The sequence below is a fragment of the Pyxidicoccus sp. M15 genome, from assembly GCF_056858435.1.
Window position 1 is genome coordinate 238535 of sequence record NZ_CM166495.1, and the last position, 24740, is coordinate 263274.

At 70.7% G+C, this 24740-nt stretch carries 12 protein-coding genes; 6 read left to right on the forward strand and 6 right to left on the reverse strand.

The window, feature by feature from the left end:
- Positions 1-117: 117 nt before the first annotated feature.
- From ACX9TP_RS00915 to ACX9TP_RS00940, 6 genes are all read left to right on the forward strand, one after another.
- Entirely contained in the window at positions 118-4044 is a 3927-nt protein-coding gene (locus ACX9TP_RS00915) for a hybrid sensor histidine kinase/response regulator (protein ID WP_482977790.1), read from the forward strand.
- 181 nt (positions 4045-4225) lie between these two features.
- The gene (locus tag ACX9TP_RS00920; RefSeq protein ID WP_482977791.1) at positions 4226-5503 is read left to right on the forward strand and encodes a hypothetical protein; all 1278 of its coding nucleotides are present in this window, start codon (positions 4226-4228) and stop codon (positions 5501-5503) included.
- A gap of 15 nt (positions 5504-5518) precedes the next feature.
- Positions 5519-6556, forward strand: coding sequence for a hypothetical protein (locus tag ACX9TP_RS00925; RefSeq protein WP_482977792.1), 1038 nt, complete (start codon positions 5519-5521; stop codon positions 6554-6556).
- Positions 6546-9551: an ATP-binding protein gene (locus ACX9TP_RS00930; RefSeq protein WP_482977793.1), complete on the forward strand. Its 3006-nt coding sequence runs from the start codon at positions 6546-6548 to the stop codon at positions 9549-9551. The genes ACX9TP_RS00925 and ACX9TP_RS00930 overlap by 11 nt, the downstream gene beginning before the upstream one ends.
- Positions 9552-9563: 12 nt before the next feature.
- Complete coding sequence (locus tag ACX9TP_RS00935) at positions 9564-10706, forward strand: trypsin-like peptidase domain-containing protein (protein WP_482977794.1); 1143 nt, start codon at positions 9564-9566, stop codon at positions 10704-10706.
- A 359-nt stretch (positions 10707-11065) separates the two neighbouring features.
- Positions 11066-14215: a serine/threonine-protein kinase gene (locus tag ACX9TP_RS00940; protein WP_482977795.1), complete on the forward strand. Its 3150-nt coding sequence runs from the start codon at positions 11066-11068 to the stop codon at positions 14213-14215.
- A 91-nt stretch (positions 14216-14306) separates the two neighbouring features.
- Here the strand turns inward: ACX9TP_RS00940 and ACX9TP_RS00945 are convergent, their stop codons facing one another.
- The 6 genes from ACX9TP_RS00945 to ACX9TP_RS00970 form a co-directional block, all read right to left on the reverse strand.
- Positions 14307-16118 carry an NUDIX hydrolase gene (locus ACX9TP_RS00945; RefSeq protein ID WP_482977796.1) on the reverse strand — a complete coding sequence of 604 codons (1812 nt, stop codon included), beginning with the start codon at positions 16116-16118 and terminating at the stop codon, positions 14307-14309.
- A gap of 241 nt (positions 16119-16359) precedes the next feature.
- Complete coding sequence (locus ACX9TP_RS00950) at positions 16360-18474, reverse strand: vanadium-dependent haloperoxidase (protein WP_482977797.1); 2115 nt, start codon at positions 18472-18474, stop codon at positions 16360-16362.
- A gap of 185 nt (positions 18475-18659) precedes the next feature.
- Positions 18660-20057 carry a serine/threonine-protein kinase gene (locus ACX9TP_RS00955; protein WP_482977798.1) on the reverse strand — a complete coding sequence of 466 codons (1398 nt, stop codon included), beginning with the start codon at positions 20055-20057 and terminating at the stop codon, positions 18660-18662.
- A gap of 50 nt (positions 20058-20107) precedes the next feature.
- Entirely contained in the window at positions 20108-20764 is a 657-nt protein-coding gene (locus ACX9TP_RS00960) for a hypothetical protein (RefSeq protein WP_482977799.1), read from the reverse strand.
- Positions 20765-20988: 224 nt separating this feature from the next.
- Positions 20989-21876 carry a cupin domain-containing protein gene (locus ACX9TP_RS00965; RefSeq protein ID WP_482977800.1) on the reverse strand — a complete coding sequence of 296 codons (888 nt, stop codon included), beginning with the start codon at positions 21874-21876 and terminating at the stop codon, positions 20989-20991.
- A 121-nt stretch (positions 21877-21997) separates the two neighbouring features.
- Complete coding sequence (locus ACX9TP_RS00970; protein WP_482977801.1) at positions 21998-24721, reverse strand: hypothetical protein; 2724 nt, start codon at positions 24719-24721, stop codon at positions 21998-22000.
- Positions 24722-24740: the final 19 nt, after the last annotated feature.

Here is a 24740-nt window from a genome sequence, read left to right on the forward strand (position 1 = left end):
CCCACTCCTGGAGGGACCGGGCGTCCGGGGGGGCGGCCGGCCCGTCCCGGATTGATGTAGGCTCTCCGCCCGCTTCTCCTCGGGGGCCTCTTCTTGTCTGCGCAACCCAGGTCGACGGTGACGACGCGTCACCTCATGGCGCTCGCCGTGCTCACGCTGCTCCTGACGGGGACCTCCCGCGCCGAGGAGCCCGACGTGCCGCTCGTCGGGGCACTGCACCGCGTGTGGGGCCTGGACGACGGGCTGCCGCAGAGCTCCGCGCTGGCGCTGGCCCAGGCGCCCGACGGCCACCTCTTCGTCGGCACCCAGGAGGGCCTCGCCCGCTTCGACGGGCGCACCTGGAAGGTGTTCGACCAGGCCGCCGGCATGCCGTGCGAGGAGGTCATGGCCCTGGCCACCGTGCCGGACGGCACGCTGTGGGCGGGCACCGCCGGCTGCGGGTTGGTGCGCCTCTCCCGGAAGGGACACATCACCCACGTGCCCACCCGCCCCGGACAGGGGGGAGACCGCGTTTCCGTCCTGGAGCGCACGCCGGATGGCACGATGTGGGTGGGCACGGACCATGGCCTCGCGCGCCTGGGGTCGGACCGCCCGCTGACCTTCGTGCCGGCGCTCGGCACCCTGGACGTCAGCTCGCTGGTGGCCTCGAAGATGGGGATGTGGGTGGGCACCCGCACGGCCGGCCTGTGGCACGTGCGCGAGGACTCCGCCGAGCGCGTGAGCCCGCCCGGCGCGCTGGACCACGTGACGGCGCTCACCGTGGACGCCGACGGCACGCTGTGGGTGGGCACGCATACCCACGGGCTGTGGCGCCGCACCCCCGAAGGCGGCTTCGAGCCCGGGCCGCCCGAGGTCCCCGCCCGCATCACCGCCCTGCGCACGTCGCGTCACGGCGGCCTGTGGGTGGGCACGGAGACGGCGGGCTTCGGGCGCCTGAAGCGCGGCAAGTACACGCCGACGCAGGCCGTGACGCCCAACGCGGGCGTGGTGGCCTTCCTCGAGGACAGCGAGGGCAGCCTGTGGGTGGGCACCTTCTCCGCCAGCCTCCACCAGCTGCGCCGCCCCGAGCTGGACGTGGTGGGCACGCCCGAGGGGCTCGCCGACGACTTCGTCTGGAGCGTGTACGAGGACCGCGAGGAGGCGGTGTGGATTGGCACCTCCGGAGGCGTGCTCCACCGGTGGAAGGACGGGCAGCTCACCCGCTACGGCGCGGCGGAAGGGCTCCCCCAGGGCCGCATCCTCGACATCCTGCAGGACCGCGCGGGCACGCTGTGGCTCGCCACCAGCGTGGGGGCCAGCCGCTTCCGCGACGGCCACTTCGAGCTGCTCACCACGAAGGACGGGCTGCCGAGCAACATCGTCTACTCCCTCTTCGAGGACCGCGAAGGCGCCCTGTGGTTCGGCACGCGAGGCGGGCTGGCCCGGCTCGCCGACGGCCAGTGGCACGTCTTCACCACGCAGGACGGGCTGTCCAAGGACACCGTCACCAACATCCGCGAGGCACCGGGGGGCGGGCTGTGGCTGGGCTCGGCCTCGGGGCTGGACTTCCTGGACGCCAGTGGCGTGGTGCGCAAGGTGGGCCCGGAGCGCGTGCTGGCGGGGCGGGACGTGAGCGGGCTGGTGCTGGACGCGGACGACCCGTCCACGCTGTGGGTGGCCACCGACGACGGGCTGGCGCGCGTCGATGCCCATGGCGTGAAGGTGGCGCGCGGGCGGGACGGGCTGCTCGTCAACAACCTGCTGTCCGTGGTGGATGACCACCGCGGCCACCTGTGGATGGGCAGCAACCGCGGCCTGTACCGCGTGCCCAAGAGCGAGCTGGTGGACTTCTTCGCCGGGCGCGCGCCCCGCGTCCACGCGGTGGCGTATGGGCGCTCGGAGGGCATGCGCAGCATCGAGTGCAACAGCTACTCGAATGCCGCCAGCCTGCGCACGCGCGCGGGGGAGCTGTGGTTCCCCACGGTGATGGGCGCGGTGCGCGTCCCCGCCTCCGCGGAGCCCCGGCCCCGCATCCCCCCGCCGCTGCACATCACCCAGGTGCTGTCGCGCGGGCAGGTGGTGGACCCGGAGAAGGGGCTGCCGCCCGGGATGCTGGACGTGGAGCTGCACTGGGCGGCGCTCACCTTCGTGGCGCCGGAGAAGGTGCGCTACCGCTACTGGCTGGAGGGGTTCGACTCGGGCTGGGTGGAGGCGAAGGACAGGCGCGTGGCGTACTACACGAACCTGCCGCCGGGGGAGTACCGCTTCCGCGTCCAGGCCGAGGCCGCGGACCGGCGCTGGGGCCCGGTGGAGACGGGCGTGCTGCTGCACCGGCCCGCGCGCTTCTTCGAGGCCCCGGCCTTCCTCTTCACGGTGGGGCTGGCGCTGGTGGGTGGAGCGCTGGGCACCTACCGCTGGCGCGTGGGACGGCTGCGCGCGCGGGCGACGGAGCTGAGCGAGCGCGTGGAGGAGCGCACGAAGGAGCTGGCGGCCGCCAACGCGGAGCTGAAGACGGCGCTGGACACGTCCGCCGAGGGAGAGCGCAGCCTGCGGCTGCTCATCGACCGGCTGCCCATTGCCCTCACCGTGTACCAGGAGGACCGCGCGGTGTACGCCAACCGGGCGTCGCTCGACCTGCTGGGCTACGAGCGGCTGGAGGACTCGGTCGGGCACTCCGTCTTCGACCACCTGCCAAAGGAGGAGCATCCCCAGTGGCGCGAGCGGATGCAGGCGGTGCGCCAGGGCGTGGTGCTCCCGGAGCGCCTGGCACGGGTGGTGCGGCGGGATGGAACGGTGGTGCTCGCGGAGGTGTGCGGGGTGTTGCTGCGCTTCGGGGGGCGCGAGGCGGTGGTCTCCGTGGCGCGCGACGTGACGGAGGCCCGGCGCATGGAGGAGCGCCTGCGGCTGTCGGACCGGATGTCCGGCGTGGGCACGCTGGCGGCCGGCGTGGCGCACGAAATCAACAACCCGCTGTCCTACGTCATCGGCAACCAGCAGTTCGTGCTGGAGCGCCTGGAGCCGCTGCTGGAGGGCTCGCAGGGTGAGACGGCGCAGGTGCCGGTGTCGACGCTGCAGGGGCTGGCGGAGGCGCTGCGCGACGCGAGCGAGGGCGCGGGCCGGGTGCGCCACATCGTGCGGGACTTGAAGACCTTCAGCCGCGGCGACGAGGAGTCCACGCGCCCGCTGGACGTGCGGCCGGTGCTGGAGAGCGCGCTGTCCATCTGCGCCAACGAGGTGCGCCACCGGGCGCGCGTGCGCCGCGACCTGCGGGACGTGCCGCTGGTGGTGGCCAACGAGGCACGGCTGGGGCAGGTGTTCCTCAACCTGCTGGTCAACGCCGCGCAGGCGATTCCGGACGGGCAGGCGGAGCGCAACGAGATTGTCCTCACCACCTTCACGGACGCGCTGGGCCGCGCGGTGGTGGAGGTATCGGACACGGGCAGCGGCATCGCTCCGGAGCACCTGGAGCGCATCTTCGACCCGTTCTTCACCACGAAGCCGGTGGGTGTGGGCACGGGGCTGGGGCTGTCCATCTGCCACGGCATCGTCAGCGTGCTCGGGGGCGACATCCAGGTGGAGAGCCAGGTGGGGAAGGGCACGCGCTTCCGCGTGGTGCTCCCGCCCGCGCCCGCGGACGCCGAGGTGGAGGTGCAGGCGGCACGGGCGCTGGAGCGGAGCGCGGTGGTGTCGAAGAAGGCGCGGCTGTTGGTGGTGGACGACGAGCCGCTGGTGGCGCGCGGCGTGGCGCGGCTGCTGGCGAACGAGTTCGCGGCGGAGAGCACGTCGAGCGCCCGCGAGGCGCTGGAGCGCCTGTCCCAGGGCGAGCGGTTCGACCTGATGCTGTGTGACGTGATGATGCCGGAGATGAGCGGCGAGGCGTTCTTCCACCAGCTCTCCGAGGTGGCGCCGGACCAGCGCGAGCGCGTCGTCTTCATCACCGGAGGCGCCTTCACCCCGGAGGCCCGCGCGTTCCTGGAGAGCCTGCCGCCGGGACGGTGCCTGCTCAAGCCGCTGGCCGCGGACGTGCTGCGCGCGCTGGTGCGGGAGCAACTCGCGCGGGCGTGAGCGCCGGGGCCCGGCCGGTGACGGAGCGGGATGGCACCCGCCTGAGCCGGGCCGCTTCGACGTCGTGCCGCTGTAGGGGACGCCCCGCTGGGGCACGCATGACTCGTTGGCAAGGCCCCTCCTCGTGCGCTCGGATGGCGCGCGCGGATATGCTGTCGCGCGCCGACCTGGGGGACCTCACATGACGACGAAGTGGCTGTGTGCAACGAGCACCTGTCCGAGCCCGGACCTGACCGAGCTGGTCACCGTGGCCGCGGGCAGGAAGGCCGTCAGCATCCAGGAGGTCTACAACCCGGAGCCGCCACCCCCGCCGCCTCCGAAGCCGCGCTTCCTCGATGTCGACGTCGTCTGCCCGCACTGCAAGACGCGGCAGCTGTTCGACCTGCGGCGGACGGAGGCGGAGGTGAAGGGGCGCCCCGTCCTGGAGACGGAGGCCGCGGCGCTCGACAAGCTGCGGACCCTGTTCGAGCCGCAGAAGTCCGCCGAGCGGCTGGAGGCCTTCGGCACGTGGCTGTTCAACGGCACGGCCTTCTTCACCACGCTGGTGGGCTTCTATACGTACACCGTCCATGACCAGGTGAAGGTGGGCTCGCAGGTCGTCTTCACCCTCGCGCTGTTGCTGCTGGGCGTCAGCATGGCGTTCGCCGCGCGCATGAAGACGCCGGCCCTGAAGGCCTTCAACCCGGACAGCCCGAGCAGCATGCTCAAGGCGCTCGAGGAGCGGGCGACGGAGCGCAGCGGGCAGCTCAAGGTCGCCTCGGTCTGCTTCGCGGTGGCGCTGGGATTGGCTGGTGCGGCCCCGGCGCTGGGGGCGCTGCTCACGCCGGGGCCGGATGCTCGGGTGACGACGGGCTACACGCGGGATGCCAGCGGGAAGCTGAGCGCGGTGCTGAAGGCCACCGCGATGAAGCCCGGTGACGTCTTCGGCGCGAGGCTTCACAAGCAGGGCTCGCCGAACGCGGTGCTGCTGGAGGGCTCGCAGACGGTGAAGGCGGATGGCACCGGCGAGCTCACGCTGGAGGTGGCGAAGCTGGAGGCGAAGGACGGCCCGTGGGAGCTGGCGACGTACTCGCGGGGCCAGGGCGCCGAGGAGAAGAACGCAGGCGTCCACGTGCTGACCGGGCTCGTCGTGCCCGCGCCCGTCGCGCGTCCGGAGCCCTCGCTGGGCACGGCGTTCTCCTTCACGCCGAAGGGGAAGCTGACGCTGGATGCGGTCGGCTCGGCGCTGAAGCCGCACGAGCCCGTGGAGCTGCAGGTGCGCCAGGGCGACCAGGTGTTGGGCTGGACGCGCGGCGTGGCGGGGCAGGACGGCGCGGTGTCGGTGAAGCTGGAGCTGGCCACCGTGGACGCGAGCAGGGAGCCGGTGGTGCTCACGGTGACCCGGGACGGCAGGTCGGAGCCCGTCTTCGAGCGGCTGCTGCAGGGGCCCGCCGCGAAGGTGGCGGCGGACGGCAAGTAGGGAGGAACGAACGGAATGTTGCTCCTGGAACCCATTCAGCGGGATGTCGTCTTCCGGCGCATTCAGGAACAGACCGGTGGTCAGGCGCTTGCGCTCATTGGCGCCTGGATGGGCAATGACGTGCGGGACCGCCTCACCGTCATGCCCACGAACAAGGAGCAGATCGAGGAGTTGCTCAGGTTCTGTGAGAAGGACGGTCTGAGCGGGCCCGCGCCGCTGCTACTCAAACTGCTGGACCGGCCGGAGCTGCTCATCCATCCGGAGGTGGCGGGCGTCCTGACGGACCTGCGGAAGAAGAAGGCCGACATCACCCAGACGGACCCCTATGAGCAGTGTCTGCTCATGCGGAAGCCCTTCATCAACCGGTCGAACTTCCGGCAGGTGCTCCAGGACTTCGTCGCGCGCAACCCCGCGCGGCGGCTGCTCGTGGTCAACGGGCGACCGAAGTCCGGCAAGTCGTACTCCAGGCTGTTCGTCACCCACCTCAAGGGCGCGTGCTCTGGCTTCGCGCCGGTGTGGTTCTCCACCGTGGGAGGACAGCCGGAGAACTACACGCCGGACGAGGTGGCTCGCGGCATCGTGACGGTGGTGGACGGCAACGTGGCGCAGATGCCCGCGCAGCACAGCTCGGACAACCGCAGGGCACATAACTTGGCCACCTGGGTCATCAACGAGCTGGGACGGCGCTCCACGGCCTTTTGCCTCTTCCTGGACGGGCTCCGGCACGCGCCTCGTGAGACGCACGCATTCATCTACTTCCTGGCGGACGCCCTGACGTCGAACCTCCATCACGTCGACGGGCGCCTCGTGCTCATCGACTATGACTCGGAGATGCTCGCGGACCTGCCCTACGGCTTCGACGAGGAGACCCTGGACCCCATCCAGAAGCCGGACGTGGAAAAGTTCTTCCTTCGCGTCCACCCGGACCCATCGAAGGACAACATCGACAAGGCCGTGGCGAAGGTCTTCTCGAAGCTCACCTTGACGCCCGCCGACGAGCAGTGGCAGTCCGCCGTAGCCAGGGCGGTGCTGGAGGTGACGCGTGAACTCTAGCGCGCTGTCGCGGCAAGAGGTGGAGCGTCGGCGCGCGGTGCTACAGGCGCTCCAGGAGGATGTCGCTGAAGAGGAGATCACTCCGGAGCGGTGGAGCTATCGGATGGCGGCGTGCGTGCTGAGTAGCTTCGACCCAGAAGCCTTGCGGCCCATGGGAGGCGCGTCGGGTGTAGGCGGCGCGCTTCGGTGGTTGATGGACGACTGCGAGGTCGTAGGCGGAAGTGCTAACGCGCATCGCTGGATGTTAAAGGAGTCCGTTCGGCGGGAGGCCATTGAGCGGTTGGGAAGGTTCGATGGCTTGAGGGCGGCATTAGAACGCAACCCTCGCGAGGACGGCGCGGACGTGCTTCAGCGCCTCATCACCTCCTACGTGAGATTCGGGATACCGCCAGAGCGGTCGGTAGCCACTTACAGCTCGGTGAATGAAGATCGCCTCTTTCACGGAGGGGCGGGTGGTGAACTCTCCGAACCGGAGCACGAGCCCAGAACCACTCCGCTCATCTCGTACACTGTCGGGGACGTGGATCACCTGACCCGTGCGCTTCAGGTGGTCAGGTGGTTCGGTGCTGTCGTCGAGGGGCTTGCGCGCGCGGCAGAGAGAGAGCGGGACCTGGAGCTGGAACTGGCTCGTGCTCGCATGCTGGCGCCCTTCCGGAAGCTGGCGGGGCAAGACTTCCGGGGACGCAAGGACGAGCTGGAGAAGCTTCGCGTCCACGTGGGCGTGCTCGACACCTCAGTGTCGAAGACGCTGTCGACCTACGCGCGCAGGGTCCTGAACATGGGAGATGGAGCCTCCTTGCTCATCCATGGTCCGGGCGGCATGGGCAAGTCGACGCTGCTCTCCAGGTTCGTGCTGGAGCACAGCGGTGCCGTCCCCTTCGCCTATCTCGACTTCGACAATCCCCAGGTCAGCCTCGACAAGCCGGCGACGCTGCTGCTGGAGGCGAGCCGCCAGCTCGCCTTGCAGTATCCAGACTCCCGGATGCTGCTCTCCGCCTTCGATGCCCGGTGCCGGAAGGCGCTGGGCGACGAGCGCCAGCGCAGAACAAACGGCAGTCGACTCAGCCAGGGCGACTTCTTCCCGGTGAGCGCCCGTGAAATCTGGGTGCCCCTGGCGCAGGAGTTTGGGACGCTGTTGATGACGCACGTCCTGCACCGCTGGGCGGAGCAGGGAGGGCCTTTCCTCCTGTTGCTCGACACCTTCGAGGAGGTCCAGTACCGGAGCACGGACCTGGTGCGGGAGTTGGTGCATCTGCTTTCGGTGCTTCGCAGCACCTATCCCCAACTGCGGGTCGTCCTTTCCGGTCGTGCGCCCGAGCCCCGGCTGAAGGCCACGGAGCTGGTCCTCAAGGAACTGGATGAGGCCTCCGCGTTGTCACTGCTCGAAGCGAGCGGTGTGCGCGGTGAGGATATGCGCCGTGGGCTCCATGCCCAGGTGGGTGGCAACCCGCTCAGTCTGAAGCTGGCGGCGGAAGTGGCGCGCATAGATGGCGTCGATGCGGAGGGACTGCGCAATTTGAAGACGCGTCGGCTCTTCTTCTTCGCCGCGCGCGAAGCCGTGGTTCAGGGACAGCTCTACCGGCGCGTGCTTGAACACGTGCATGACCCCACTGTGCGAAAGCTCGCGCATCCGGGGCTCATTGTTCGCCGCCTCACGCCCGAGGTCATCCAGGAAGTGCTCTCTGAGCCATGCGGACTCGGAGAGCTGACGTTCGAACAGGCTCAGGCGTTGTTCGACCAGCTCCTGCGGGAGGTGTCCCTCGTCTCGCTCGGGCCCGACGGTGCGCTGTACCACCGGCCCGACGTGCGACGCGTGATGCTGGAGCCTCTGCGCGTGGACCAGCCCACGAAGGTTGCCGCCATCCATGCCGCGGCGGTGCGTTACTACGAAGAACATTCGGATGTCGTGAGCCGCGCGGAAGAGCTGTATCACCGCATGGCGAGTGGCCAGCCCCGCGAAGAGATTGATCCCCGGTGGATGCCAGGAGTGGCGCCCTACCTGCGCATGTCACTGGATGAACTGCCCGCCGAGGTGCAGGCCTATGCGGCCTCTTTTCTCGGAGTGGACCTGCCGCCGAAGGTTTGGGAGCGGGCACAGCTCGTGGATTGGGAGCGGCATGTTCTCCGCAGGCTCAAGGAACTGCTGCTCAAAGGCGAGCCGCAGTGGGCGCTCGAAATCCTGCATGAGCGGAGGGAGCGGACGCCCGGCAGTGTCCTCTATGCCATCGAAACGCGCGTGCTCATCCTGCTGGGACAGCGGGACGAGGCGGAGCGTCTCGTTCAGGCAGGAATCGACAGCTCGGGCTGGAACACGGACTCCGTGAGCACGTTGAAGCTGCTCCTGCTGAGGGCGCTGTTGGTCTCGGCACGCGGGGACCTGTCCGAAGCGCAGGGAATCCTGGACGACGCGGACCGGTTCGCGGCGGAGCGGGTCTGTGAGCCGGCGCGCGTGCTGCCCCTACTGAGCAACGTGCGGCTCTGGATGTTGCGCGCCTGCGGCTCACAGCCCCATCTGCATGCCGTGCAGACGCTGGCGCAACTATTGCGGCGGATGCCGAATACTGAATTGCACGAAACGCCCCTGCTTTACCTGAGGGCAATGAAGATGATGCTTGAGGTTGACGCGGCCGAGCCTCAAGCAACGTTGGAGGCGATGCGTCCCTTGGTGGAGGACCTCGATCAGTGGATCCGTGGCTCGGGACTGGAAGGCGCGATGAAGGAGTTCATTGTCCGATTGCATGGTGTGGACTCCCTCCGAAGTCGCCTACCGCCAAGGGCCTCTCCGCCAACGCCTGGTGTTGATGGAGCCTCTGCATCACGTGATTCGGAAGGGGCAGGCGCCCGTTCCCCGGAAACGCTGGCGCGACTCCTGTCGGCAGACCTGATGTCCTTTGAGTCCAGGGAAATGTACCGCCAGAACGCAGTCCCCACCCTCAAGCCACCCGAGGGTGCGAGCTTCGGCCCCCTGGGGTTCCTGCTGGAAATGATGTCCTGAGGAGGACGTGACATGACGACCTTTAAGTTCCTCACTGACGAGCAGCTCGACGTCCTCATGCAGGAGGCCATCAAGGCCAACTTGGCGAGGCCCGAGACGCAACAGGCTCTCCTGAGCGGGATGAACCCGCACTTCGTCGGGGGGCTTCCCGCGATTTCGCAACCCATCGCCCAGCTCAAGCTCACGCTGGACAAGCTCAACACCACGAGGGTGCTGACGGACGGCACCGTGCCCATGGTCTCGTGGCTGCGTAGCGCCGCGATGCTCGCGGGCCCGACGTCGGCGGCGAAGCTGTTCAGCGACACCCTCGCGTCCATCTCCAAGAACGCTCCAGCGGTGCCCGTCATCCAGCGCGATCAGCTCTCCGAGCGGAAGGAGCGCATCGTCCATGAGAACGACATGCTGCCCTTCGGCTTCCTCCTCGGAGGACAGAATGCGGGCCGCTGTGTCGCCCGGGCGCTTGTCCCTCGCTACGACTCGGGCACGAAGCGCTCGCTCGCCAATGGCGACCCGTACCTCTTCATGGGCACCGCGTGGCTGGTGACCTCCAGCCTGGTGCTCACCAACCACCACGTCATCAACGCACGCGTCCCGGGGGAACCGGATGCGCTGCGCTCGGACCTCGACCTCCAGGCTGCCGGGACGGCGAGCGAGCCTGGGACGGTGCTCCAGTTCGACTACGAGCACCCCAGTGCGCCCGTGGATGCGGCGAAGGTCGCGAAGCTGGAGGCTTTGCATCCGGTGCTCGACTTCGCCCTGCTGCGGCTCGCGGTGCCGCAGACGGCGCGGAAGTTCCTCGGTCTGCGCGTCGACCCGGTGGCGAATCGAACCCCCGTCAACATCATCCAGCACCCGCTCGGCCGGCCGAAGATGATCGCCTGCCGCAACAACCTCGTCACCCACGTTGCTGATACCGAGCTGCGCTACTTCACCGACACCGAGCAGGGCTCCTCGGGCTCTCCGGTGCTCGATGACGAGTGGCGTGTCGTGGCCCTCCATCGTTCCTCCATCGACATCGACGGCGTGGAGTACCAGGGCCGCAAGACGGCCTGGGTCAACGTGGGCACGCCCATTGGCGCCATCCGCTCGTACCTGAAGCAGCACCACGACAAGCTCTGGGAGGAAATCCGCCAGGCGCAGGGCCTTCCGGCCTGAGGCGGGACGCGGCTGGAGCTGATGAAGGCGGAAGGAACGTTCCTTCCACCAGGGTGATGCCCGCCCGGGCCTGGGGGCAGGACGCGGGTAGAGCCTGCCCGGGCGGGAGCTTTCGGGGTGGAAGGAACGTTCCTTCCGCCCGTCGGCCGGCCCGAAGGAGGCAGCATCTTTCCCGCGCTTTGGCCGGGTTCCGTCAGGCCTGTGCCTCGTGATTCCCGCGTCCTCACGCGGTGGATATCGCGTGAGGCGACGCCCGCTCCGCCTCGGCCGCCCTCCTTGCGGACCGACCGTCCACGGCCAACATCGCCATGGGGACCTCCTTTCGGAGCCCTCGGTGACCTCGGGATAGGATGAACCCGATGACCTCGACCTCACGGGATACCCAGGAAACGGAGCAGGGCCACGCGGACGCGGGTGGCCACGGCACCGGTAGCCCCGACACGGGCGGACAGGGGGGCGCGGACCGTTCAGAGGACGGTCACCGGCTGGCAGGAGTCCATGCCGCGAGCGCACAGGCCAGCGCAGGGCGTTCGGTGGACGGTCCCTACGGCACGGGCAGACAGGATGGCGCGGGCCGCTCGGAGGACGGTCATCCCCCTGCGCAGGGCTACGGCACGGGCGGCCGGGACGACGGCTCGCACACGGAGGGCGGCACGCCACTGCACCACACGCGCGTGGGCCGCTACGTGCTCCTGTCGCGCCTGGGCCGCGGCGGCATGGGCGAGGTCTTCGAGGCGTTCGACCCCGAGCTCCGCCGCACCGTGGCCATCAAGGTGCTCCACGAGCGCCAGCTCCTGGGTGAATCCCGAGACACGCGCGCGCTGCGGCTGATGCGCGAGGCGCAGTCCATGGCCCGCCTGTCCCACCCCAACGTGCTCACCGTGCACGACGTGGGCACGCATGACGGGCGCGTCTTCCTCGCCATGGCGAAGGTGGACGGCGGCAACCTGCGCCAGTGGCTCAAGAAGACCCAGCGCCCCTTCCGGCAGGTGCTGCCCATCTGCCTGTCCATGGGACGCGGGCTCGCCGCCGCGCATGCGGCCGGGCTCGTGCACCGCGACTTCAAGCCGGACAACGTCCTGCTCGGCTCCGAGGGCGGCGTCTGGGTGACGGACTTCGGCATCGCCCGCGAGAGCGACGCCTCCGAGGAGCCCACCGTCCCCGTGCCGCACGCGCTGCCTCCCGGTGAGGACGCGCCCCTCACCGCCACCGGCGCCATGGTGGGCACGCCCGCGTACATGGCCCCGGAGCAGTACGCCGGCCGGCCCGCGGACGCGCGCTCGGACCAGTTCAGCTACTGCGTCTCCGTGTACGAGGCGCTCGCCGGCAAGCGCCCCTTCATGGAGGGCACGCTGCGGCGCATGGCCGTCACGCTGCTCGACACCGCGCGCGCGAAGGAAGGCGCCATCGTCGCCGAGCGTCCCGACCTCGCCCCTCCCGCGCATCCCAACGTTCCCGGCTGGGTGCACCGTCTCCTGGCGCGCGGCCTCGCCGTGTCGCCCGAGGCGCGCTTCCCCTCCATGGACGCACTGCTGGACGCACTGTCCAGGGACCCGTCCGCCGCGCGCCGCAAGTGGCTGGGTGGCGCGGCGGTACTCGGAGGCGTCGCGCTGGCCGCGGGTGTCGCGGTGACGGTGTCGAAGCCGCAAGCACAGCCGTGCGTCGGCGCGCCCGAGCTGTTCGCCCACGTATGGAGTGCGTCGCAGCGGGCCGCCGTGGAGAAGGCCTTCACCAGCAGCGGCGCACCCGGCGCGGACGGGGCCTTCACGCAGGTGTCGAAGGCGCTGGACGCGTACGGCACGCAGTGGAGCACCATGCACCAGCAGGCGTGCGAGGCCACGCGCGTCAGCGGCGCCCAACCCGAGGCGCATCTCGCGCTGCGCATGGCGTGCCTGGACCGCCGCCTGCGCGCCGTGGACGCGCTCACCGCGGAGCTCACGCGCGCGGACGCGGACCTGGTGAAGCGCAGCACGGAGGCGGTGGACGCGCTGCGCGGCGTGTCCGGCTGCGCCAACGTGGAGGCGCTGGCCGCCCCGGTGCCACTCGCGGAGGACCCCGCCCTGCGCGCGAAGGTGGAGGCCGTGCGTGGCGACCTCGCGAAGGCGCAGGCGCTGCTGGACTCGGGGCGCTACCCGCAGGCGCTCCCGGCCGCGAAGGCCGCGGCGGACGCGGCGCGTGCGCTCGGCTATCGCCCGCTGGAGGCCGAGGCCCTCCACGTCCTCGGCTGGGCGCACCAGCGGCTGAGCCACACCGACGACTCCATGAAGGCCTGGACCGACGCCATGGCCGCCGCCACCGCCGGCCGTCATGACGAGGTCGCCGTGCAAGTGGCGACGGACCTGGTGGGAGGACTCAGCAGTGAGCGTGACTGGTTCTCCGAGGCCCACCTGTGGGCCCGCCTGGCCCACTCGCTGCTGGAGCGCATGGGCGGCTCGCCCGAGCTGGAGGGGAAGCTGGCCAGTCACGAGGGCATCCTCGCCTTCCGCGAGGACAACTATGACCTGGCGGTGACGAACTACACGCGCGCCCTGGCGCTGCGCGAGCGTGTGCTCGGCCCTACCCACGTGGAGACCGCCAAGGTGCTCAACAACCTGGGCATGGCGCGCGTGCGGCAGGCCCGCTACGACGAGGCGATGCCGCTCTACCAGCGCGCGCTCGCCATCACCGAGGAGCGGCTGGGCGCCCAGCACCCGCTGCTGGCCTCCACGCTCGCCAACCTGGGCATCGTCGCGAAGGAGCAGGGCCGCTACAAGGAAGCCCTCCAGTGGATGGAGCGCTCGTACGCGCTGCGCCGGGACACGCTCGGCCCGGACAACCGGCAGACGCTGCTGATGCTCAACGACCAGGCCACCATCCACGAGCTGACGGGTGAGCCGGACAAGGCCCTGGCGCTCCACGCGCAGGCGCTGGAGGGAATGCGCCGCGTCTTCGGCCCGGAGAGCCTGGAGTCCATCGAAGCGCTGCGCGCGCTCGCCGACGCGGAGGAGCGCCTGGAGCGCGAGGACGCGGCGCTGGCGCACTACCAGGAAGGGCTGGCCCTCCAGCGCAAGGTGCTCTCGCCGGAGGACCTGGCGCTTCACACGATGGAGGAGGACGTGGGGCGCCTGCTGCTCACGCATCGCAAGCGCCCCCGCGAGGCGCTGCCGATGCTGACCGCCGCGCTCGCGCGCAAGGTGCGCACGCTGGGCGCGGAGCACGCCGCCACCGTCCATCCGCGCACGGGCCTGGGCATGACGCTGCTGGCGCTCAACAAGCCCGACCGCGCGCTGAAGGAGCTGGAGGAGGCCGCGCGCGTGCTGGCCCCGCTGGGGTGGAGCGACGCGGAGTCCTCGTGGCTGCGCTTCGCGCTCGCACAGGCGCTGTGGAAGGTGAAGCCGACGGAGAGGCCTCGCGCCATGACGCTGGCCCAGCAGGCCGTGGAGGGCTACACGCAGCTCGGCCAGTACGCCCGGAGGGACCTGGACGAGGCCCGCCGCTGGGTGGCCTCGCACGAGGTCGCGAAGCGGTAGGCGCGGACCCGCAGGTCCACGCGCTGCTCCGCCAGCAGGCCCCGCGCCTGGAGGCGCGGTTCCCGTCGGCGGAGCTCCAGCGCTTCCTCCGTCACTTCTCGCCGAGCGCTCCGTAGCGCACCACGCGGAAGCGCGCGCCCTGGGCCTCGCGGATGCGGGCGGCGAGCACGTCGTGCAGCTCGGGCGTCCATGTGCTCCAGCGCTCGAAGAACTTCGCCGTGGCCGCCTTGTCGCCCGTGTGCTGGAGCGTGATGACCTCCTTGAGCAGCGAGCCGACGGTGTCCAGGTACTTGTCGTACTGGATGGTGAGGCGCGCCGTCTTCGGGTCCGCGCGAATCAGGCCGTGCTCCAGGAACCAGTTGAACTGCACCAGCTGCATGCGCTGGTACGGCTGGTCCTCGCGCGGGCGCACGTTCTGCAGCGTGCGGCGGATGCCGGAGGCCTGCACGGCGCGCAGGCTGGCGGCGTCCAGCGCGCCGCTCTTCTGGAAGGAGTGCAGCGCGAAGAGGCTGACGAGGTCCGCCTTCATCTCCTCCATGGCGTCCGCGTAGTCCTCCAGCGCCACGTCCAGCGTGCGGCCCTTCGCGTCGCGGTCCGGGCCCAGGTAGTGCCCCACCTCGTGCCAGAGCGTGCGCTGGAAGTTGCCCTCGGAGGTGAGGTCCTTCGCGTGCGCGTCCACCGTGGCGGTGCGCCAGATGCGCTCGTCCGCGGCGAAGAGGTCCGGGTTCTTCATGATGTTCTCGCGCAGCAGGATGGTGCGGCCGTAGCGGCGCGAATACAGCGGGTCATTGGGCAGAATCGTCGCGGTGTTGGTGCCGCGCGCCTGGCCGAAGTCCGCCACCACCTCGTACACGCCCACCGGGATGTCCTCGCGGATGCGCTTCTTCGCGGGGTAGGGCAGCGCGTCCTCCACGCCTTGCAGTCCATTCATCCGCTTGCGCAGCTCCGTCGTCGCCGCCTCGTTCAGCAGCAGCACGGACACGCTGTGGAAGGCCTTCACGCCGTAGAGCGCGTCGTCGTACGTCTCGTACGGGCCGAGCTGCACGTTGAGGTGCTTGAAGCGGCCCGTCACCCACGCCGCGTCGCCGCTCTCGTAGTCGTTGCTGAGGAAGTCGCGCGCGCGGTTGCGCAGGTAGCGCGCCAGCTCCGCGTCGCTCGCGTCCAGCCGTCCCGCCGCGCGCATGAGCAGCGCGTACGCCTTCACCAGCTCGGGCCCGTAGGCCACCGAGTACGGCACCGCGTACAGGCTCTTCGCGTCCGGCCGCTTCGCGCGGGCCTGGAGGCTCTCGCGCAGCCCGGGCTGCAGCGTGTCCAGCACCGGGTACGTCTGGAGCACCTTCAGGTCCTTGCGCAGGTTGTCCGCGGTGGCCCGGCGCACCACGGTGAGCGCGTCCATCAGCGTGTCGCGCTGCTCGGGGTTCGCGGCGAGGAAGGCGTCCACCTCCGCGCGCGTGGCGTCCGACGGGTAGATGTTGCGCGCGGGCACCTGCGGGTCCACGGGCAGGAAGGGCTCGCGCGCGTTGGTCAGCGTGCTGGCGATGGGGCCCTGGTACAGACGGTAGAGCGTGAGCAGATCTTGCGTGCGCTTCGGGCTGCCCAGCTTCTTGTCCAGGGCCTGCAGGCGCGCGGAGGCCGCGAGCGCCTGGTGGTGGCGCGAGGCCTCGTAGAGGTCCTGCAGAATCTGTCCGACTTCGAGCAGGTCCTTCACCGCCGCCTGTTCGTCCGCGGTGAGGCGCGAGAGGTCGGGGGCGAGCCGGACCTCCTCCGTCTTGGCGAGAATCTCCGCCACCTTCTCCTCGGGCCAGTAGCCCGGGGGCAGGGTGGGGGAGGCGGGCTGCGCGGCGGGGGCCGCGAGCGCCGTGAGGGCCGCGAGGGCCAGCGTCACTGCGTGGGGAAGTCGCATGGCGCGCAAGACTGCCACGGCCCCGTGCGTATTCCCCACGAAGTGCACCGTCTGGCGCCCACGCGGGGCCGGAGCGGACCGGGCCAGCGAGGCCGCGCGTCTTCTCCAGGAGGTGCTCCGGTCCGGCCCTGACTCCGCGCTGGACCGAGGCTCGCGCGGCCCCGGCGCTCCCACCGGCGGGGCCGCAATGGGCGAGGCCCCGGTCCGGCCCTGACTCCAGGCCGGACCGGCGCCCTTCGCGTCAGTTCTGCACGGTGAAGCGGATGACGAGCGGCACGCCGCCGACGCCTCCGGCGGACGCGTCGCTGTACGGCGTGGCGCGCAGCACGTGCGTCCCCACGGTGAAGGTGCTGCCGTTCTCGTAGTTGTCCCCGTACAGGGCGTAGGGGGTGCCGTTGTTGGTGAAGTTGCTGCTGTCGAGCGTGAAGCGGACGCTGCCGGTGCCCGGCGGCAGGTACGTGTTGGCGACGATGTTGAGGCGCGTGTAGCCCAGCGCGGCAAGGTCGCTCAGGTCGATGATGGCGTTGTTGTGGAGGGTGGTCACCAGCGTCCCGAGGCCGGTGCCCGAGGCCGTCTGCCCGTAGAGCTCGAAGTGGTTCACCACGCTCACGTGGTTGGGCAGCGCCGGGCCGGTGGCGTTCACCGTCAGCACGTTGCCGCCCAGCGTGCGCACCTGGAAGCCCTGGAAGTCGTCCTCGGGGTACAGGCGCGTCCAGTCCTGGAGCGTGCGCAGCGCGGACAATTCACCCAGGCGCACCGCGTTGTCATGGTCGCTGCGCCAGTGCACGCCCGCGAAGAGCCGCGCCACGCCGATGTTGGAGGCCAGCTTGTCCAGCTCGTCGAACATCATCAGCGTGCCGCTGTAGGGCACCAGCGCCGTGCCGTCCGAGTTGGGCACCTGCGGGTTGATGATGGGGAAGTCCGCGTGCATCGCCTTCAGCACGGTGATGCCCGCGCCGATGTACGTGGAGTGGCCGGAGGCATAGGCTGGGTGCACCGGGCTGCCCTCGCGGAACGCCTGCGGCAGCAGGTACGTGCCGGTGGTGCTCAGCCCGCGCTCGAGGTTCCGCTGGGCGTTGTAGAGGAAGATGCGCTGCAGCACCGGCGAGCCGAGCAGCTCGGAGGGCAGCTGCGAGTAGGTGCGGAGGCCGGCGAGGTGGGCGTGGACGCGGCCGCCGTACTCCTCGGGACGCAGCCGGCGGTGCACCTGCCACTTCTGGTACCACTGCGCCCGCAGCACGGTGTTCGTCACCAGGCTCGTCAGCGACTGCGAGTCGCTGTTGCCGAAGGTGACGAAGGGCTCCTGCTTCGAATAGTTGTTGTAGGGGTTGTTCGGGTCCTGCGCGCGGGGCGAGGACTTGGGGTCCGGGTCATACTTGCCGTCCGGCAGGAAGTCGCCCTGGCGCGCCATGATGAGCGCGGCGTTGAGGCTGGCCTGGATGGGGTAGTCCAGGTGCACCCACTCGGTGAGGTCCCGGGCGTTGCGGATGTAACGGCGGGTGGCGTCGTAGTCCTCCAGGGTGTCCGTCGGGTCCGCGGGCGGGTAGCCGTTCTGGATGTCGAGCCACTCGTTGAAGTCGGTGAGGCTGTCATCACCGCCCTTGCGCGTCAGGGTGCGCTGGTCGATGAGCTGGAGCGCGGTGGGCTCCACGCCCGTGGCGGGCGGGTTGCCCTCCACCGTGGAGGCGAGCGGGCCGCCGCCGAACGTCACCCCCTTGTAGAGGAACTGGGAGATGAACGGCCCCTGGACGGCGCCGGGGCTGTCCGCGCGGAACACGGTGCCGGTCGTCACCTGGCCGGCGCTGCTCTTCGCGCCGCGGTACTGACGCACCTGGTTGAGGCGGTTGATGGCGAGGCCGACGACGGCGTCACTGGTGTACTGCGTGAAGCTCACGTCGCGGAGGAGGGACATCCAGTACAGCTCGTCCATCTCCCCGGACACCTCGGCGCTGTTGAAGTCGGGCGCGGGGCGCATGGTGAGCGACTGCGGGTCGGCTCCCTCCAGCACGTAGGACAGGCCCGCCTGCGGGTTCACCAGCTTGCGCTCGCCCGCGAGGATGACGTTCTCGAAGGCGGCCGGCGTGCCGAGGGTGATGGCGTTGAGCAGGGAGGCGAAGGAGGCGCCATTCGGCTCTCCCGTGGAGTCGTGCTGCAGGCCCTTCGTGTAGACGGCGTAGATGCCGAAGTCGAACTGGTCGTTGTTGTTGGTGTGGATGGGGAGGGGCTGACTGCGCTGGAAGTCAGCGGCCTGCACGCGAACGTTGCGTGCGTCATCCGCGCGCTGCGTGTTCTGGGCCTGGGCGAGGGGTGCAATCAGGAGCGACAGCAGGGGTGTATATCGGGACCACGTGCTCATCGGTGTGTCTCCTCGGTGGGGGACGTCACCTGGACGCGGGTGGCGAGGCGGGGATGCGCCCAGGCGTGCCTGTCACTAGCCCGCGGGTCCGACAACGATTTCGTCGCGAGCACGTGTCGCGCCACGTGTTGTTCAGCAGATGGCAGATGGCATGCAGTGGCGGAAGAAGCAGACGCGTGAATGCTTCAAATCCACCACCAGCACGCGGCGGCGCCGAGCAGCGCCAGCCCGCCCAGGGCCATCCACCGCAGCCGGGAGCGCTGGCGGGATGGCACGGCCAGCAGGCGCGTGGACTGCTGTGCTTCTTCCTCGGAGGCCCCGGGCATCGACGCCGGCACGTGGGAAGGCGCGCGCGTGGGGACGGAGAAGAGGGAGTGCTCGGACTCGGGAGGCGCGGAGGGCGCGCGCGTGGGGACGGAGAACACCGGGTCCCCGGACGCCGGCGGGCGCTCGGGCGGAGGTGTCGGGCGACGAGGCGCGCGGGCCTCCGGGGCGGGCACGGGCCTGCGCATTTCCGCTCCGGGCACGGGCGTGGGCCTGCGCATGTCCGCTCCGGGCGCGGGCGTGGGCCTGCGGGGAGCCACGGGCTCTCCCCTGGGGCCCACCAGGCGCTGGGGCCTGGTGGCGGACAGGTCCTCCACTTCCACCTCCGTCGCGAGCTCGGCCGGCGCGGGCCGGGCCCGGTTCGGGGGCGGCGCATCCAGCAGCCGCGAGGAGAACAGCGTCGACTCCTGCCGCCCCGCGAGCACCGCGCGCAGCTCCTTCGCCACCTCCGCGCAGGAGCCGGGCCGCGCCTTGCGCTCCTTGGCGAGCATCCGCGCCACCAGCGCCACCAGCGGGGGCGGCGCGTCCTGCCGGAGCTGCTCCAGCGACGGAGGCGCGTCGTACAGCACCGCCTCCATCACCGAGCGCGCCCGGTGCGTGGGCAGCGGGCGCTTGCCGGCCACCAGCTCGAAGAGGCACACCCCCAGCGAGTACACGTCGCTGCGCGCATCCAGCGGCTCGTCGCGCAGCTGCTCCGGCGACATGTACCGCAGCTTGCCCATGATGACGCCGGACGTGGTCTGCGTGCCGTCCACCGTCTTCACGATGCCGAAGTCCGCGAGCTTCACCTCGCCCGAGTACGACACCAGCAGGTTGTCCAGCGACACGTCGCGGTGGACCAGCTCCATCCACTTCCCGGTGCGCGGCTCCGCGAAGGCGTGCACGTACGCGAGCCCGTCACACGCCTGGGCCACCGCGTGCAGCACGGGCACCAGCGGCAGCGGCTCGGGGCGGCTGGCGGCCAGGACGCCGGCGAGGCTGGAGCCCGGCACGTACTCCATGGCCAGGTAGACCTGGTCGTCGATGACGCCCGTGTCGAGCACCCGGACGACGTTGGGGTGCTGCAGGTCCGCGGCCACCTCCGCCTCGCGCAGCAGGCGCCGCCGGAAGCGCGGGTCCGCCGCCAGCTCGGCATTCATCCGCTTGACGACGACGGGGCCTTCCAGGTCCTCGCGCTCCGCGAGGGACACGCGTCCCATGCCGCCCGCGCCCAGCTCGCGGAGGATTCGGTACGGCCCGAAGCGCTCGATGCTCCCCATTCGTCGCGGAGGCTACCCCCGGAGCCCGCTACGGGTCTCCCCCGGGCTGACTACTCGCGCCGCCGGGAGGACTCGTCCCGGATGAGGACGTTGTTGGTGTGCGTCAGCCCGGGCGACTGCGGCCGGTCGTGGTGCCCGCGCACTCCGTCCGGGTCCTTGCCGCCCAGGGAAAGGCCTTGGGCGGCGTCGAGCCACCGGGACAGCAGCTCCACCAGGCGGCGGATGGGCAGCGAGGGCGGCTTGAGCGACGGGCCCTGCTCCGGGAAGGGGCCCTTGAAGATGTTGTCGGCGCTGCTCCCGCCCGGCTTGATGGGATGCCACTTCCCGGGCGGCAGGATTCCCGGGCGATCAAAGATGCCCGGCTTGTCCCAGGGGCCCGGCTTGGGGCCGACTTCGCCGATGCCGATTCCGCCCGGGGGCCCGTCGTTGCCCAGCAGGACGTGGTCGCCGTGGTCTCTCCCCGAGGAGCCGGGGCCGCGCATCGCTTGAAGTACGGGCCCCTTGGGGCCCTCGGCGCCGCTCCCGGGCTTGAACACGTCGGGGTTGATGCGTCCGCGCAGCTTCCCGGCCGGGTCGAAGCCGTCGGGCTTCGGCTTCACCTTCTCGCAGACCCTCTGGGTGTTGTCCGCGTGCGCGCTCCCGGTCCGCATCGAGCGCCCAATCCCGTCCCGCTTGTTCGGGTCCATGCCCCCGATGTCGATGCGCACCTCGTGGTCAGCGCGCTCCGGCGTCCTGGAGGGCTTTTGTGACGGGACGTGGTGATGACGCGGACCGGCAATCTTCACGGGACACCTCGGCGGCACGAACCTCGTGCCACTGGGATTATGGGTGTGAGCCGTTTTGAAGTTTCCGGGGAGTTCTTTGATGTTGGGAAATCTTCAAATTCGAGGAGAGCGATGCGACCGCGCCCCAGGCGTGACGCGGCGCGCCTTCAGCGCCGGCTGCCCCGGATGCCGGCGGAGCGCAGGTAGAAGCGCGCCGTCTGCGCGAGGAAGCGCAGCGGGAGGCCCGGGTCTGACAGGGCGCGCTGCAGCTCGCCCCCCAGCTCGGTGAAGAGCGTCCGGAGGACCTCCACCTTCTTCAGGTCATCCAGGTCGGACGCGTACCCGAGCGCGGGCAGGCGCCGCCGCCACACGGGGTTGCTGGCGAGGTTGGCGCGCACCGCGTCGAGCACGTCCAGCAGCGAGGGCGCCAAGAGGCCGATGGAGATGGAGAGCGCGTCCTCGGGGGCCTGGGCCATGTGCCAGTGGCCGGCGGGGATGTAGATGAAGTCCCCGGCCTCCAGGGTGCGCGTCTCCACGGGCGTCGTCTCCTGAGAGGCGAGCGCACCGCTGGGCAGCGCGTCGGGGAGCGGGACGGGGTGGAGCGTGTTCTCGCGGAGGAGGTAGTCCTTGCGGCCGGTGGTCTGGAGGATGAAGACCTCCTCCGGGTCGCAGTGCCAGCCGAAGCCGTGGTGGCCGGCGGGCGTGCAGTACAGGTGCAGGTTGATGCGGCCGTGCAGCTCCGCGCTGAAGGTGCGCGCCAGCTGCGCCAGCCCGGCGTGGTGCTGGTCCGGCTGGCGGAGCACCAGCGTGTAGCCCTGGGCGAACAGCTCGCGGGCCTGCTTCGCGGTGGAGGGACGCTCACCCGCGTAGGGCACGCCCTGCCGCGCGAGGAGCAAGTCGCACTCCGTCTGCTCGACGAGCTCGTCGACGACGCTCCAGGTGCCCAGCTCGCGCAGGCGCTCCGCGGCGGCCCGTCCGGAGAAGGGCTTGCGTTGATAGTGCTCCCGCAGGAAGCGCTCGCGGGGGAAGTCGTTCAGCAGTTCTTCGAGCAGCATGTGGCGCCAGCGTAGCCGCACCCGGGCGGGCGCACGGGGCGCGCTCCGGTGTCACCCGCCAGGGATGCTTATCAGGTGACGAAGGGAGGCCCCTCGCGGCGGGGCCTCCACGCAGTGAGCCTCAGAGTCCACCCAGCTGCGCTTCCGGATGCGCCGCCCGCAGCTGCACCAGCGACGCGAGGCAGCTCTGCCACTCGCCCTTGGCCAGCGAGCCGGTGAACTCGCCCAGCACCGGCGCCACCACGCGGGCGAACGACTCGTCCTCCAGGCCCAGGTCGCGCACCAGCTCAATCACGCGGCGCTTGGCCACGCTGGCGGACAGGCGCTTCTGCACCTCGCCCTCGCGCGCTTCCTTCGCGCGGCCCGGGGGCAGGCCGAAGAGCATCTTCCGCAGGAAGGTGCGCAGCGCCTCCACGTTGGGGAAGCGCTCGGTGGCGCCCACGGGCGCTTCCTTCGCGCCCACGGGCTTCCAGCCCTCCGGAAGGTGCGTGGGGCGGTGCTTCTCCCAGAGCAGCCGCACGGCGAACAGGCCCACCTCGCGGTCCGCGCTCTGCATCAGCCACGCGAGCCGCTCCGCGCCGCCCAGCCGCGCGTAGTGCCGGCGGATGAGCTCCACCGCCACCTCGCGCGTGCTGCGCTTCGTGCTCTCCGACAGCGAGAAGACCTTTACCGGGTCCAGCTCCTCCGGGTGCAGCACGTACCGCGCGTCCGCGCCCTCCTCGCCCGCCTTCAAGAGGGCGTCATAGGCCAGGTTGCGGACCTCCTTCGCCTCGGCGTCGGCCAGCTCGTACACGCGCGTGTGCCAGCCCCAGGCGCGCAGCTCCGCGCGCGTTATCGCCAGGGCGAAGCGGCGCACGTCGTCGCGCGCGTCGAACAGCGCCGGCCACAGCTTCTCCGGCGTGTACGCCTTGCGCGGCGCGCGCGGCTTCAATTCGTACGACTTCGATTCCGGCTGCTCCGGGCCGATGACGGGGTGGTGGCAGCGCAGGTACGTCTGCGCGAAGCCGCGCACCTGCACCGGCTGCTTCGCGCCCAGCGCCAGCTCGAACAGGCGCTCCAGGCCCGCCGCCGCGTCGCCCGAGTCGCTGAAGTCCGCCGGCGCCACGTTCTCCAACAGGTAGCGGTGCGCGAAGCCGTGCAGCTGCGGGTCCGCGCGGCGCGCCAGCGCCAGCAGCCACGGCACCGTGAGCTGGCGCGCGCTGAACAGCTTGCGGTTGCCCAGCAGGGCCAGCGCCACGTCGCGGTGCTTGCGGCTGAAGACGAGCCCCTTCACCCGCTCCACGTCCAGCCCGGGCAGGCTGTCCGCGCGTGTGAGCCAGTTGCTCACCGTGCCGCCGATGCGCGGGTGCGACGCCTTGTCCAGCAGCCACTCCGGGCCAATGGCCGAGGGCGGGTACGCACCCAGCGCCTTCACCGCCAGCCCCTCCACCGGGTGCGGCTTCTTCTCCAGGCGTGGGTCCTCCAGCAGCTCCTTCCAGAAGGCCACGGGCAGCTCGGTGCCGGGGTACTTGGACGCGACGTAGCCCTTCACCCAGTTGAGCTGCTCGCCGGCGCCCAGGTACAGGTCCCGCAGGAAGCCGTGGGACAGCTCGGCGCGGTCGAAGGACTGCTCCAGCGACTTCGCCGCGAAGGCATTCGTCGGCTTGGACACGAGCAGCCGGCCCAGCAGCTCCACGCCCAGCTCGCGCGGGTTGCGCTTCTCCAGCGTGGCGGCGGCGAAGGCCTTCACGTCATTGGCGCCCTGGGCCACCAGCAGCGCGAGCCGCTCGGCGGGCAAATCCTGCGCGTGGGCGCGGGCGTACTCAATCGCGTACGCGCGGGCCTTGTCGCTGGGGGACATCAATAGCGCGAGCACCGCGTCGTGCAGGCCGAGCGCGCGCAGGCGGCCCTGGTGGAACTCGGGCGAGCCCTGCAGCGTCTCCACGAGGAAGTCGTGGGCGCTGGCGAGCGGCCGGCGCGCGAGCCTGTCCAGCCACGCGGGCGTCACCTTGCGCAGCACCTCCGGGAAGTCCTTGCGCAGGCCCTGAATCGCGAAGCGCGCGGCCGGGTCCGACTGGCACGTGTCCAAGAGGCGCATCAGCGCGTCCGGCGAGCGCTTCCACGCGTCCGGGAAGGCGCGGTGCTTCACCATGTCCGCGGGCGGCTGGATGGAGAAGGACGTGGCCGAGTAGTCGCCGGTGCCGTGCGCCCAGATGTGGTGGGCCACCCAGACGGTGTACCAGGACGGGTCCTGCTCGTAGTGGCGCAGCACCTCCACGGCGAACTGCGGGTACAGCTCCGGCACGGCGGCGCCCAGGTGGCGCAGGTAGCGCCACGCGCGGCGGCGCAGGTAGGTGATGGTGCCGGCCGAGACTTCGCGGTTGTAGCCGCCCCGGCCGCGCTCCGCGTCGAAGCGCCAGGCGAGGATGCCGAAGATTTCCGCGTCGTGGCGGGCCTCGGCCAGTTTGTAGATGCGCTTGAAGCCGCCCCACAGGCCGAAGCGCAGGTCCCCGCGGCGGATGAGCTCCATCAGCGCGGCGCGAGACGTCTCGGTGCCCTTCTCGTACAGGCCGACGAGCAGGTCCGCCAGGGCGAGCCTGGGCGGACGGGGCACGTCCTTCTGGGAGTTGAAGCGCTGCCACGCCTCGGTGGAGGCGGTGCGCCGGCCCTCCGAGTCGTAGCGCGCCTGGGCCTGCTGGAGCGTCTGGAGCAGCCTGTCGAAGGTGAAGGCGTCCTTCGGCAGCGGCGTCTCGGGGGCCTTCTCCGGCTGGCCGAGGAAGGCGAGGACGGCCTCGGCCAGGTCGGGCGCCTCGGCCCGGACCAGCCGCTCGAGGTCTGCTGCGCTCAGCGCATCACTCGTGGACATGGTCCTGGGGACTTAGCAC